This window comes from Curtobacterium sp. MCLR17_044, from assembly GCF_003234435.1.
In the GTDB taxonomy this organism is placed as follows: Bacteria; Actinomycetota; Actinomycetes; order Actinomycetales; family Microbacteriaceae; genus Curtobacterium; species Curtobacterium flaccumfaciens.
Genome location: NZ_QKTC01000006.1, coordinates 155,033 through 168,318 on the forward strand (window position 1 = coordinate 155,033; position 13,286 = coordinate 168,318).

Sequence of the window (13,286 nt, forward strand, 5' to 3'; positions counted from 1 at the left end):
CCGTCACCGCCTCGATCACCACCATGGGCGTGCGCGGCGAGGAGCGTGAGGACTTCACGAAGGCCGAGAGCAAGCGCCTGCGGCGCCGGTCCCTCGCCCTGCTCGGGTCCCTCGCCGCACCGCTGAAGCTCCGGCTGGTGCTGCTCGGGATCGTGGTCGTGGTCTCGACCGCCGGCACCGTCGCGGGTCCGGCGCTCATCGCGTGGGGCATCGACAACGCCCTGCCCGCGGTGATGGACCAGAACGACTGGGTGCCGGCGTTCGGGGTCGTCGCGACGTACATCGTGGTGGCCGTCCTCGGTGCGGTGCTCACCGCCTGGTACACGGTGCTCGCGGCACGGATCAGCCAGGCGATCCTGTTCGACCTCCGCAAGCGGGTGTTCCTGCACACGCAGCGGCTCTCGCTCGAGTTCCACGAGACCTACACGTCGGGCCGGATCATCTCGCGCCAGACGAGTGACCTCGACTCGATCCGGGAGCTGCTCGACTCCGGGCTGAACCAGCTCATCCAGGGCGTGCTGTACATGGCGTTCACCGCCGTGGCCCTGGTGCTGCTCGACCCGACGTCCGGGCTCGTGCTCGCGGTGTCGCTCGTGCCGCTCTGGTTCCTGATCCGCTGGTTCCAGACGAACTCGCAGACGCTGTTCCGCTCCACCCGTGTCACCTCGGCGCGTGTCATCGTGCACTTCGTCGAGACGATGACGGGCATCCGCGCGGTGCAGGCGTTCCGCAAGGAGTCCCGCAACCGTGACGAGTACGGCGGCTACGTCGAGGACTACCGGGTGGCGAACACGAAGGTGTTCAACCTGTTCGGGACCTTCGACCCGGTGCTCGTGCTCATCGGCAACGCCACGCTCGCCGCGGTCGTCATCGTCGGTGGTTTCCGGATCGTCGGCGGGACGCTCGAGGTCGGTGCGCTGCTCGCGGTCGCGCTGTACGCCAAGCGCTTCTTCGACCCGGCGCAGGAACTGGCGATGTTCTACAACGGGTACCAGTCGGCCTCGGCGGCGATGGAGAAGATCTCCGGTGTCCTCGAGGAACGGCCGAGCGTGCCGGACCCCGTGAAGCCCACCCGTCTGGCGGACGCCACCGGGAAGATGGACTTCGACGACGTCGTCTTCGCCTACAACAAGGGCAAGGTCGTGCTGCCCCAGTTCGACCTGCACATCCCGTCGGGGCAGACCATCGCCCTCGTCGGGTCCACCGGTGCCGGCAAGTCGACGCTCGCCAAGCTCATGGCGCGCTTCTACGACCCGACCCAGGGCTCGGTCAAGCTCGACGGCGTGGACCTGCGCGACCTCGACACGAAGGACATGCGCCGCGCGATCGTGATGGTCACACAAGAGGCGTACCTGTTCTCCGGCACCGTCGCGGACAACATCGCGCTCGGCAAGCCCGGTGCGTCGCGTGAGGAGATCGAGGCGTCGGCCAAGGCCGTCGGCGCGCACGAGTTCATCATGGCGCTGCCCGACGGGTACGACACCGACGTGAACAAGCGCGGTGGCCGTGTCTCGGCGGGCCAGCGGCAGTTGCTCTCGTTCGCGCGGGCGTTCATCGCGGACCCGAAGGTGCTCATCCTCGACGAGGCCACGGCGTCGCTCGACATCCCCTCGGAGCGACTCGTGCAGGAGGGCCTGGAGACCCTGCTCGCCGACCGCACCGCGGTGATCATCGCGCACCGGCTGTCCACCGTCGCGATCGCCCACCGGGTGCTCGTGATGGAACACGGCCGGATCGTCGAGGACGGCACCCCCGCCGACCTCATCGCCGGCACCGGGCGGTTCGCCCAGCTGCACGCGGCCTGGCGCGACTCGCTCGTCTAGGCCCCGGTCGGGCTGCACCACGTGGTTGGCTTGCTCCATGAGCAACGACAGCGTGGTGCAGCCCGGCGGCGTCGCCCTGCACGACCCCTTCTACGGTGCCCCCTTCACCGAGGCCGTCCGACGGTTCTGGCGGAAGTACACCGTGTTCACCGGACGGGCATCGCGCGCCGAGTTCTGGTGGTGGTGGCTGACGTCGTTCGCGATCGGGCTCGTGCTGCAGCTCGTGCCGCAGGTGTTCACGCCGGACACCCCGGTGCTCGAGAACCCCGTCGGCTCGTACCTGTTCATGCTGTGGGTGCTCGCGACGCTCATCGGGTCGCTCGCCCTCGGCGCCCGACGGCTGCACGACGCCAACCTGTCCGGCTTCTGGCAGTTCCTGCACGTGCTGCCGGGCCTCGGCTCACTGATCGTGTACGTACTGTGCCTGCTGCCCGTGAACCCGAAGGGTGCGCGTTTCGACCGCTGACGGTGGACCCTGACGGAGCACCCTGGCGGGCCGGCCTGCGCGGCCGGGGATCAGAACGGGTCGTCCGCGTCCGTGGTGGGTGACCAGCGGGCACGACGCATGTCGAGCCTCCAGGCCGTCGTCCCCTGCACGAGCGGCGTCCCCTCGACGCGGTAGTGCTCGAGCGCACGGGCCTCGTGGTGGAGCGGCGGGTGCCCACCCGCGCGCACCACGCGCCACCACGGCAGGTCGGCGCCCTCGTGCGCCATCACCTTGCCGACGGCACGCGACGCCCGCGACCCGAGGGCTGCGGCGACGTCGCCGTACGTCATGACGTGACCCGGCGGGATCATCCGCACCACCTCGGCGACGGCGGCGCCGAAGTCGACGGCGGCGTCGTCGGATGCCACGTCGTCGGGCGTGCTAGAGCGTCAGGACCGCGAAGTGGTCGCCGTACTGGGTCTCGCGCACGACCTCGAAGCCCACGGCGCGGAAGAACGCCTCGGGGCTGTCGTCGCCGCCCGGCTCGTACACGACCGTCAGCCGCTCGAACCCACGGCTGCGTGCCTCGTCCGCCAGACCGTGCACGGCGAAGCGACCGACGCCCCGGCCCTGCGCGCTCGCCGCCACGTTGACGCGCCAGATGCAGCTGCGCAGCTCTTCCTGCGCGTTGTCGGCGTCGAACGAACCGATGATCAGGCCGAGGACCTCGTCGTCGTCGAGGACGACACGGGTCCACGCGGAGCTCGGCTTGACGTCGGACTCGGCGACCCCGTAGGTGGTCGGCTGCACGAACTGTTCCTGGCCCGGCTTGAGCGTCAGGGAGTTGGCCGCGGCAGCGGTCTTCGCGGAGAGTTCTTCCAGGCGCAGGTCGGACATGCGGCCAGGCTAACGGTGCAGACCCTGCGGAAGCCAGAGACCGGGGCAGACCGAGACCGCACCGTTGCCGCGGCGGAACCGACCGGCCGACCGGCGTGTGGTGCTCACGGCATGACGTCACCCGAGTTCGGGCCGAGCGTCTGCCCGGTGTACAGGTCACCCGCTGGCGACGACGCGAGCAGCAGGGCGGTCGGAGCGACCTCGGCGGGGACCCCGAAACGTCCGATCGGGAGCTCGGCGGCCTTGTCCGTCCGCCACTGCGCCGTCATCCGGTCCGTCATCGGCGACACGATCGGGCCGGGTGCGATCGCGTTGACGAGCACGCCCCGTCCGCTCCACTCGATGGCGGCGCTCTTCGTCAGCGCGATGACCCCGGCCTTCGCGGCCGCGTAGTGCGCGACCTCGGAGCCGCCCTTGATCGCCAGCTGGGAGGCGAGGTTGATGATGCGCCCGTGCCCGTCGCGGAGCATCCGCCGACCGACTGCTCGCATCACCAGGAAGACCCCGGTCAGGTCGATCGCCATGACACGCGCCCAGTCCGCCGTGGTGAGCTCCTCGAGCGGGGCCTGCGTGAGCACGCCGGCGGCGTTCACCAGGACCTGGATCCCGCCGGACTCCTCGTCGACCGACGCCACGGCGGCCTCGACCCGGTCCTCGTCGGTGACGTCGAGCACGATGGTCCGGACGCCCAGCCGCTCGGCGAGGTCCGCCAGGCCGTCGGCGTCGAGGTCCGCGGCGACGACCCGCGCTCCGGCGGCGACGAAGGTCTCCACGATCGCGAGACCGATGCCGCTCGCGCCACCCGTCACCAGGGCGGTCGTCCCGGTGAGGTCGAACACCGTCCCGTCGGGCATCAGTCGGCCATCAGGATGGTCAGGCCGCCGTCGACGACGAGTTCCTGCCCGGTGACGTAGCGCGCCTCGTGGCTGAGCAGGAACCGGATGGCCGCGGCGGCTTCGTCGGCGTGGCCGACACGACCCCACGGGATCCGCGCACCCGCGGCGGCGAGGCCCGCCGGGCCGAGCGAGTTCTGGGCGTCCGAGGACTGCGGCGTCTCGATGAGCCCCGGGACGATGGTGTTCACCCGGATCCCGCGCGGCGCCAGCTCGGCTGCCGCACTCCGGGCGAGGCCGATCACTGCAGCCTTGCACGCGGCGTAGTGGCTGTGTGCGACCCAGCCGTACACCCCGCCCGCGATCGAGGACACGGCCACCATCGACCCGCCCCGGTCGAGGTGCCGGGCACCGGCCCGGAGCGTGCGCATCACACCGTGCAGGTCCACCTGCAGGATGTCGTCCCACGCCGCGTCGGTCATGGTGTCGAGCGGCTGCCGACGGAGGACCCCCGCTCCCGCCACCACGTGGTCGACGCGACCCCAGCGGTCCACGGCCGCCTGGAACACGGCGTCGACGTCCTCGGTGCTGCGGACGTCCGCGGTGACCGTCAGCGCACTGCCCCCGGCGGCCTCGACGGCGTCGACGACGGGTGCGGGATCGTGCGGGTCACCCGCGAAAACCGGGATGACGATGTTCGCGCCGTACTCGGCGAGCTGCACGGCGAGGGCCGCGCCGATCCCGCTCGCGGCGCCGGTGATGACGACCACGCTCCCCGAGAACTCGGAGTACACGCCGGTCGGTGTCGTGGCGCTCAATGGTCGATCACCGCCACGCGCTTCGTCCCGAGCATGATCAGACCGGAGAGGACCATGCCGCCCGCACCGACGATGAGGGCGGCCGGGCCGAGCCCGATGCTCCCGGCGACGAGGGCCGTCAGCACAGCCGAGCCGATGATGGTGCCGGGCTGGCCCATCGCGGTGACGAACGCGGACCCGGTGGCGCGGCAGCTCGAGTCGAAGCACTCCGCCTGCAGGAAGAGCAGCGACGCGTACGGTCCGAGCAGGAAGAACAGCGTCAGCATGTACGTGACCAGGACGTAGCCGAAGTCGTCCGGACCGAGCACGAAGAGGGTCCAGCAGACACCTGCGAGCACCCAGCCCACGACGATCGTGGTCTTGCGGCCGATGATGTCGCCGAGCCAGCCGTGGAACAGGTAGCCGGCGGCGCCGACCACGTTCGACAGCACGATGATGAGCAGCGACATGCTCGCGTCGACACCCTTGACGCCCTCGAGCATCGTCGTCCCGAGCACGCTCGTGGTGGTGATGCCGAAGTAGTTCACGATCCACGCGATCGAGAGCACGACGGTGTTGCGTGCGTACCGTCGGCCGAAGATCGCCCGCAGCGGGTTCGGACCCTCGTCGACGATGCCGAAGCGGGTGGCGACCTCGGCGGCTTCCTCGGTGCGACCGGACTTCCGCAGCTGCCGCAGGTACGTGTTCAGACGGTGCTGCGGCGTCTCCTTGATGCCCTTGCGCAGGAACAGGATGAACAGCGCCGGAACGGTGGCGATGAGGAACGCGAGCCGCCAGGACTCCTGTCCGAACAGCCCGTTGATGCCGGCGATGAACGCGGCGGCGAGGAGCGCGCCGATCGGCCAACCGGTCTGGACGAGGCTGTAGAAGAAGCCGCGACGCTTCTTGACGCCCTCGAGCTCGGTGAGCGCGAAGACCTCGTTGAGGTAGGTGGAGTTCACCGACTGCTCGGCCATCCCGAAGCCGCTCAGGGCCCGGAAGCCGACGAGCGAGGCGACCCCCGTCGATGCCGCCGTCAGCAGCGACGACAGGGCCGCGCCGCCGATCGTGATCATCATGCCGCGGCGCCGGCCGAGTCGGTCCACGAACAGACCGACGAGGACGACGACGACGAAGACACCGACGCTCACGAGGGTGTTCGCCAGCAGGGCGGTCTGTTCGTTCCACCCGAAGTCCTCGGCGATGCGGGGGAGGAGCGTGCCGAACATGATGAAGTCGTAGACGGCGAGCGTCCAGGCGAAGAACGCCAGGGTCGCGCCGCGCTTGGTCTCCTTCGGCCCGATCGTCGGGAACGTCCCGGTGGCGAGCTCGAGGTCCTCGGGCTCGTGGATGGTCGTGGTGGACATGGTCTTCCTCTCGGTACGGCGGTGCGGCGCTGCGACGGTGTCGCGGCGCGGGCTGACGGGCGGAGGCGGAGCGTGGGTGCGGTCAGGGGTGGCCGGTCGGGGGAGAGCCCCGGCCGTGGGCGGCGAACGCCGCGTGGATGCGGTCGTCCGGGGCGTCGAGGGCGAGCAGGGCAGCCAGCAGGAGACGCGCCTTGAGGCCGTCGAGGTTGCCGGCGGGGACGAGTCCGGCGCCGAGCAGGTCGATCTCGCCGCCCGCGAAGCCGTACGTCGTCGTGAGCGTCGCACCGGCGCCGGTCCGCGACGCCAGCACGACCGGCATCTGCGCGGCGAGGGCGCGGACGGCGTTGACCGTGCGCTCGGCGACGTGCCCGCCGCCGAAGCCTTCGATGACCGCGCCGCGGTACCCGAGTCCGTCCAGGGTCGACAGGACCCGGCCGTCGTCGGCGAGGGTGACCCGGTGCAGGGCCACCGGAGGCAGCGGTGCGACGCGTGTGGTGAGCGCGGGCGCTCGGGTCGCCGGAGCGTGGAAGACGGGCGAGCCCTCGGTGACCCGTCCGAGCGGACCGGAACCCGGTGAGGCGAAGGCACCGGTCGACGAGGTGTGCGTCTTGCGGACCGTCCCGGCGGCGTGCACCTCGTCGTCGAGCACGACGAGGACGCCACGTCCCACTGCTGCCGGTGCCGCGGCCACGCACACGGCCGCCAACAGGTTGGCCGGGCCGTCCGCGCCGGGCGAGGAGGCGTGACGCATCGCTCCGGTCACCACGAGGGGCTCGGGGCGGTCCCAGGCGAGGTCGAGCAGGTACGCGGTCTCCTCGATGGTGTCCGTGCCCTGCGACAGCACGACGCCCGAGGCTCCGGAGCCGACGGCGTCCCGCGCGGCGTCGAGCGCCCGCTGCACGTCGTCGAAGTCGAGCGAGGGCGAGGGCACCATGCCGAGCTGGCGGGCCTCGACCCGTGCGACCTGCGCGATGGCCGGCACACCGGCGAGGAGGTCGCGGGCTGCGATCCGCGGCACGGCGCCGCAGTCGCGCGGATCGCCCGAGGTGACGCTCGCGATGGTCCCGCCGAGGGCGAGGTACACGATCCGGGGGAGCGTGGGGTCCGTCACGGCAGGGTGTCCCTTCGTCGATCGACCGCGCGGGCGAGGCTGCGGTGTTCCCAGTCGGTGTCGTCACGCGGGTCGGCCCTGCGGACACGGGTGGCGACGGCCGACCAGTCCGTGCGCCCGGCTCCGACCTGTTCGACCGCGTCCAGGACCCCGTCGACGCCCTGGGCCACGACGCGCTTGCCGGTCGGCCCGACGATCACGAGCCGCACGGTGCCCGGGACCTCGTGGACGCGGATCCGATCGCCCGCGAAGAGCCGGGTCGCCCAGGCAGCCAGCCGGAGCTGCGCCCGCTTGCGCGCCGCGGGGGTGTCCTCGACACCGGCGGCGTACCAGTCACGGTGCCCGCCGTTGCCGCCACATCCGCCGCACATCAGTACTCGCGTGGGCGCTCGGGCTGCGCGAACGGGAAGCGGACGCGGAAGTCGTCGGCGATCTCGTTCATCGTGACGAACCGGACGCCCTCGTGGCCCCCGATGTACTCGATGAGCCGCTCGATCATGAGCAGGACCTGCGGCCGCCCGGAGACGTCGGGGTGGATCGTGATCGGGAAGACGGCGTAGTCGAGTTCGCGGTACACCCAGTCGAACTGGTCCTTCCACATCTGCTCGACGTCGCGCGGGTTGACGAAGCCGTGGCTGTTCGGGCTCGACTTGATGAACATCATCGGGGGCAGGTCGTCGACGTACCAGTTCGCCGCGATCTCGACGAGGTCGATCTCGCTCCCGTGGACGAGTGGCGTCATCCACGTGTGCGGGTCCTGCGAGTAGTCGATCGGCGTCCACTGGTCGCCGACGATCGAGTAGTAGGGGACGAAGTCCTTGTGCTGCTGACTGTGGTCGTAGCTGAACCCGAACTTCTCCAGGAGCGTGGGCGTGTAGCTGCTCAGTTCCCACCACGGCGCGACGTAGCCCGTCGGCTGCTGACCCGTGAGTCGCGTGATCAGCTCGACCGAGCGCTCCATCACCGCGTCCTCCTGCGCTTCGGTCATCGCCACGGGGTTCTCGTGGCTGTACCCGTGCGCACCGATCTCGTGGCCGGCGTCGAACAGGGCCTTGCACTGGTCCGGGAAGGTCTCGAGCGAGTGGCCGGGGATGAACCAGGTCGCCGCGATGTCGGCGCGGTCGAACACCTTCTGCAGACGGGGGACGCCGGTCCGTCCGGCGAAGATCCCGCGCTGGATGTCCGAGGGGGAATCCGCCCCTCCGTAGGAGCCGAGCCAGCCTGCGACCGCGTCGATGTCGACGCCGAAGGACACGAAGATCTCTTTCACCATGGGACACCGTCTCTCGTCGTTGCTGCAATTCGTGCAATCGTTTGCATTGACCGGAATCCTGACAGTCGACTGTTTCGATCGACGTCCAACCGTGTAACCAGTGTGTTTCGGCTCGTCCGGGCTGTCGTTGGGCGGGGCACCTGCAAACGTTCGCGCCGCACGGTGTGACGACGATCTGTCACCTAGACTCGACGGATGGGCAGTACGAGCGACGACCCGGCCGGACACGGTCAGCAGGATCGTCGTGGTGACGTGAAACTGCAGGCCATCGCTGCGCTCGCCGGCGTGCACATCTCGACGGCGTCGCGCGTGCTCCGACAGGCGGAGCCGACCAAGGGGTGGAGCGCCTCGGCGCAGCGGGTGATCGCGGCGGCGGCCGAGCTCGGGTACCGCCCCAACCGACTCGCAGCATCGCTCCGGACCCGGCGGTCGAACACCATCGGCGTCGTGATGCCACGGCTCGCCGACACGGTCATCGCGACGATCTGCCAGTCCGTCGAGTCGGCCGCCCGCTCTGCCGGGTACCAGCTGTTGCTCACAACGCCCCCGGACGACATGGGCGCGCAACTGGACGCGGTCGACTTCCTGCTCTCCCGACAGGTCGACGGCCTCATCGTCAGCTCGCTCCACCTGTCGTCCCCGAACCCTCGGCTGATGGACCTCCCCGTGCCGGTCATCGCGACGAACCGCCACCCCGGGGACTGGATGCCCGCCGTGGTCGGTGACGACGTCGAGGGCGGCCGGATGGCGACGGAACACCTGCTCGCGCTGGGGCACCGCCGCATCGGCGTCATCGCGGGTCCGCGCCACGCCAGCACCGCCGTGGAGCGGGTGGCCGGGTTCCGCCTGGCGCACGAGCAGCGGGACCTCGCCGTCGACGACGCGCTCGTCGTCCACAGCGACTTCGAGGTCGAGGGAGGCGTGGTCGGCGCGCACACGCTGCTCTCGCTGTCGGACCCGCCGACCGCGATCTTCGCCGTCAACGACACCGCGGCGATCGGCGTGATGGGCGCCGCACGGCAACGCGGCCTGCGCGTGCCCGACGACCTGTCGATCGTCGGCTACAACGACATCTCGGTCGTGGCGCAGCTGCCCACGCCCATGACGACCGTGCACTCACCGACCGCCCTGATGGGCACCGTGGCCGTGGAGCGGCTGCTCGCGGCGATCGGCGACGGGGCACTGCAGGGAGCGACGCTCCCGGTCTCGCTCGTGGTGCGGTCGTCGACCGGACGTCCGGCGGGCTGATCCAGGACAGGGCGCTCTGACCGGACCACGCGAGCGGGTGCCCGAGCGGCGTCGCGGTATGGTCGCGGCATGGCAGAGCATCGACGCGGAGCGAACCTCCCGTCGATCGGCGGGTTCAACCGCACCGTGGTCCTCGACGCCGTCCGCCGCTCGCCCGACGGCCTGAGCCGCGTCGAACTCGCCGCCCGCACCGGCCTGAGCGCGCAGACCGTGTCGAACGTCACCCGGTTCCTGATCGAGGCCGGCATGATCGTCGAGTCCGGCACCGTCGTGTCCGGCCGCGGCAAGCCCCGCACCATCCTGCGGCTCGAACCGGGCAGCCGGTACGCGGTCGGCGTGCACGTCGACCCGGCCGTCGTCACCTACGTGCTGCTCGACCTCGCCGGCACCGTCGTCGCCGCGTCCACCACCTCGACCCCCACCGCCGACGACCCGTCCGAGGTAGTGCGCACCATCGCCTCGGCCGTCGACGGGCTCGTCGCCGACGCCGGGGTGGCCGTCGACAGCGTGCTCGGCGTCGGGATCGCGAGCCCCGGACCCATCGACGTCGAGGCCGGCATCGTGGTCGACCCGCCGTTCCTGCCCCGGTGGCGGGACGTGCCGCTGCGCGATGCGCTCGCCGAGGCCACCGGCTACCCGGTCCTGCTCGAGAAGGACGTCACGGCAGCCGCGGTCGGCGAGATGTTCCTGGCGGGCGAGTCCTCGGCCCGGAACTTCGCGTTCGTGTACTTCGGCACCGGGTTCGGCGTCGGGCTCGTCGTCGACCACGAACCCGTGCGCGGGGTGGGGTCGAACGCGGGTGACGCCGGGCACATCATGGTCGACCAGGGGTCGCTCGCGGGCACCCCGGACGGCTCGGGCACGCGCGGCGAGGTCGGTGCAGCCGTCGCGCCGGACCGGCTGGTGCGGGTCGCGCGGTCGCGGGGGCTCGCGTTGTCGGGCGGCCGCGCGGTCGCCGAGGCAGATGCTGCTGCAGACGCCGCCGATGCCACCGACGCCACCGACGCCGCCGACGCCGCCGACGTCGACGCCGTGAACGCCGCGTGGGACGAGCTCGCCGCGGCCATCGCGGACGGGGAAGACACCGCCGTCACGCTCGCGGCCGATGCCGGCACCGTCATGGGCAACGCCGTCGTCCTCATCGTGAACCTGCTCGACATCGACCGCGTGGTGTTCGGCGGCCCGTTCTGGTCACGCATCGCGAGCGCTGCCCTGCCGGCCGCGCGGACCGCCATCGTCGGGTCGCCGCTGCTCGTGCCGAAGCACGCCGTGCAGGTGGTGGAGAGCGACCGCGGTGCCGACGTCGCCGCCGTGGGTGCCGCCTGCCTGGTGCTCGACGCCGCGCTCTCGCCGCGGGCCAGCACCCTGCTCATCCGGCGCTGAGCGCGCGGGCTCACCGGATGCGGTGAGCGCGACCGCAGGGCGGACGGGAGGCGCGGTGCGGGCCCGCCCCGCGCCTCCCGTCCGCACGCCGCGCGTCCAGGGCGCCGGTCGTGACCCGGGACACCGCCCGTTCACCCCGCGGCCACCGGCCGGTCGCGTGGATGCTGAACAGTCATGCAGGTCTCCGCCCGCTCGCTCCCCCGAGAAGGACTCTGCATGCGCGCTCCCGCCCTGCGCCCACCGACCCTGCGCCCGCTCACCCTCCGCATCGGTGCTGCCGTCGCGACCGCCCTGGTCGTCGTCGCCGGTGTCGTCACCGCCAGCCCGGCCCTCGCGGCCGTCGGTGACGACGACCCGGCCGTCGGCGACGTCGCGGCGAACGGCCTCGTCGTCAACGAGGTCGAGTCGAACGCCGACGACACCGACTGGGTCGAGCTCAAGAACACCTCGGGCACCGCGATCGACCTGACCAGGTACGCGTTCCTCGACTCGGACAACTCGCACGACGCGTACGTGCTGCCCAGCGGCTCGACGATCGCCGCCGGCGGGTACTTCGTCGTCGACCAGCTGTCCGCGACCGCCCCCGGCTTCGACTTCGGGCTCGGTGGTGCCGACACCGCGCGCCTGTACGACCCCGCCGGCGACCTGGTGCTCCGGTACGCCTGGACGACCCACGCCGGTGTCACCTACGGCCGCTGCGCCGACGGTGTCGGGCCGCTCGTGGACACCACGGCCTCGACCAAGGGGGCTGCGAACGACTGCTCCTCGCCCGTGCGCATCAACGAGGTCGAGTCGCAGGACGGCACCCCCGGCGACTGGGTGGAGCTGACCAACACCGGCAGCACCACCGTCGACCTGGGCGGGTACGTGCTGCGCGACAGCGAGGACGACCACACGTACACGATCCCCGCGGGCACGACCGTCGCGGCCGGGGGCTTCACGGTCCTCGACGAGGCGGCGTTCGGCTTCGGACTCGGCAAGGCGGACTCCGCGCGGCTCTTCGACGCCCGCGGTGCGGTCGTCGACTCGACCTCGTGGACGGCGCACGCCGCCACCACGTACGGCCGCAACCCTGACGGCACCGGCGACTTCGCCGAGACGGCAGCACCCACGAAGGGCGCGGCGAACCGGTTCGCCGGCGTCGTCACCGCCGAGGCCTGGCCCGGCGGCCCGGACGAGACCGTGCTCGACGACGAGGACACCTTCACCGGTGACCTCAGCGGCCTCGACTGGACGACCTCGGGGAGCTCGCGGGACGGGCAGCTCTGGGCCGTGCAGAACGGCGACGGCCTGCTCTACCACCTGACCTCGGACGGCGCGGGCGGCTGGGCGCCGTCGAACGCCGCGGGCACCGACCTGCGCTACGCCGACGGCACGGGCACCCCGGACGCCGAGGGCGTGACCGTCACGAGCGACGACCCCGGCGCCGTCTACGTGTCGACCGAGCGGAACAACGACGTGTCGAGCACGAGCCGCCCGTCGGTCCTGCGCTACGCCACGACCGACGGCTCCGAGGCCACCCTGCGGGCCACGGACGAGTGGAACCTCGCCGCGGACTTCCCCGGGCTCGGCGCGAACGCCGGGCTCGAGGGCGTCACCTGGATCCCGGACGCCTGGCTCACCGCGCACGGCTTCGCCGACGAGCGCACCGGCGCCGCCTACGCACCGTCGAGCTACGCCGGACACGGCGAGGGCCTGTTCTTCGTCGGGGTCGAGGGCACCGCGAGTGTGTACGCCTACGCCCTGATGGACGACGGGTCCTCGGCGCGGGTCGCCACGATCGCGACCTCGCTCGCCGTCGTCGCCGACGTGCAGTTCGACCCGACGCTCGACGCGCTCTGGGTGGTCTGCGACGAGGTCTGCTCGGGTCGGACCGCGCTGTACGAGGTGACCGACGGGGCCTTCACCGCCTCGACGCTGTACGAGGCGCCGTCGGCCGCCGACCGCACGCTCGCCAACGAGGGCTTCGCGATCTCGGGCGTCTGCACCGACGGGGAGCGCGCGACCTTCTACGCCGACGACAACGACACGGACGGGTTCTCGCTCCGCACGGGGACGTACCCGTGCGAGGGCGGCGACACCGATCCGGGCACGGAGCCCACGCCGACCCCGACCCCGACCCCGACC

Annotated in this window: 13 protein-coding genes; 5 read left to right on the forward strand and 8 right to left on the reverse strand. The window is 71.6% G+C overall.

Going from position 1 to position 13,286, the window contains the following annotated elements:
• Window positions 1–23 precede the first annotated feature (23 nt).
• Both DEJ04_RS05970 and DEJ04_RS05975 read left to right on the forward strand, forming a co-directional pair.
• Entirely contained in the window at window positions 24–1,823 is a 1,800-nt protein-coding gene (locus DEJ04_RS05970) for an ABC transporter ATP-binding protein (RefSeq protein ID WP_111046521.1), read from the forward strand.
• 37 nt (window positions 1,824–1,860) lie between these two features.
• On the forward strand, window positions 1,861–2,289 hold the full coding sequence (locus DEJ04_RS05975) for a DUF805 domain-containing protein (protein WP_111046510.1): 429 nt from the start codon (window positions 1,861–1,863) through the stop codon (window positions 2,287–2,289).
• 50 nt (window positions 2,290–2,339) lie between these two features.
• Here the strand turns inward: DEJ04_RS05975 and DEJ04_RS05980 are convergent, their stop codons facing one another.
• The 8 genes from DEJ04_RS05980 to DEJ04_RS06015 all read right to left on the reverse strand — a co-directional run bounded on the left by DEJ04_RS05980 (window position 2,340) and on the right by DEJ04_RS06015 (window position 8,528).
• The gene (locus DEJ04_RS05980) at window positions 2,340–2,678 is read right to left on the reverse strand and encodes an MGMT family protein (protein ID WP_111046511.1); all 339 of its coding nucleotides are present in this window, start codon (window positions 2,676–2,678) and stop codon (window positions 2,340–2,342) included.
• Between the two features lie 13 nt (window positions 2,679–2,691).
• A complete protein-coding gene (locus tag DEJ04_RS05985; protein ID WP_027466669.1) occupies window positions 2,692–3,147 on the reverse strand; it encodes a GNAT family N-acetyltransferase in 456 nt (151 codons plus the stop codon).
• Window positions 3,148–3,251: 104 nt separating this feature from the next.
• Window positions 3,252–4,001, reverse strand: coding sequence for an SDR family NAD(P)-dependent oxidoreductase (locus tag DEJ04_RS05990; RefSeq protein ID WP_111046512.1), 750 nt, complete (start codon window positions 3,999–4,001; stop codon window positions 3,252–3,254).
• Entirely contained in the window at window positions 4,001–4,798 is a 798-nt protein-coding gene (locus DEJ04_RS05995; RefSeq protein WP_217499762.1) for an SDR family NAD(P)-dependent oxidoreductase, read from the reverse strand. Before DEJ04_RS05995 ends, DEJ04_RS05990 begins: the two co-directional genes overlap by 1 nt.
• On the reverse strand, window positions 4,795–6,144 hold the full coding sequence (locus tag DEJ04_RS06000) for an MFS transporter (protein ID WP_181437747.1): 1,350 nt from the start codon (window positions 6,142–6,144) through the stop codon (window positions 4,795–4,797). Before DEJ04_RS06000 ends, DEJ04_RS05995 begins: the two co-directional genes overlap by 4 nt.
• 82 nt (window positions 6,145–6,226) lie before the next feature.
• Window positions 6,227–7,255: an asparaginase gene (locus tag DEJ04_RS06005; RefSeq protein WP_111046513.1), complete on the reverse strand. Its 1,029-nt coding sequence runs from the start codon at window positions 7,253–7,255 to the stop codon at window positions 6,227–6,229.
• Window positions 7,252–7,626, reverse strand: a complete 375-nt coding sequence (locus DEJ04_RS06010) for a hypothetical protein (protein ID WP_111046514.1) — start codon at window positions 7,624–7,626, stop codon at window positions 7,252–7,254. Before DEJ04_RS06010 ends, DEJ04_RS06005 begins: the two co-directional genes overlap by 4 nt.
• Window positions 7,626–8,528, reverse strand: coding sequence for a polysaccharide deacetylase (locus DEJ04_RS06015; protein ID WP_111024790.1), 903 nt, complete (start codon window positions 8,526–8,528; stop codon window positions 7,626–7,628). Before DEJ04_RS06015 ends, DEJ04_RS06010 begins: the two co-directional genes overlap by 1 nt.
• 195 nt (window positions 8,529–8,723) lie before the next feature.
• Between DEJ04_RS06015 and DEJ04_RS06020 the strand changes: the two genes are divergently transcribed.
• The 3 genes from DEJ04_RS06020 to DEJ04_RS06030 all read left to right on the forward strand — a co-directional run.
• Entirely contained in the window at window positions 8,724–9,776 is a 1,053-nt protein-coding gene (locus tag DEJ04_RS06020) for a LacI family DNA-binding transcriptional regulator (RefSeq protein WP_220035547.1), read from the forward strand.
• A 69-nt stretch (window positions 9,777–9,845) separates the two neighbouring features.
• Complete coding sequence (locus DEJ04_RS06025) at window positions 9,846–11,159, forward strand: ROK family transcriptional regulator (protein ID WP_111046515.1); 1,314 nt, start codon at window positions 9,846–9,848, stop codon at window positions 11,157–11,159.
• Window positions 11,160–11,375: 216 nt separating this feature from the next.
• On the forward strand, window positions 11,376–13,286 hold a 1,911-nt coding region (locus DEJ04_RS06030; RefSeq protein WP_111046516.1), incomplete at its 3' end, for a lamin tail domain-containing protein.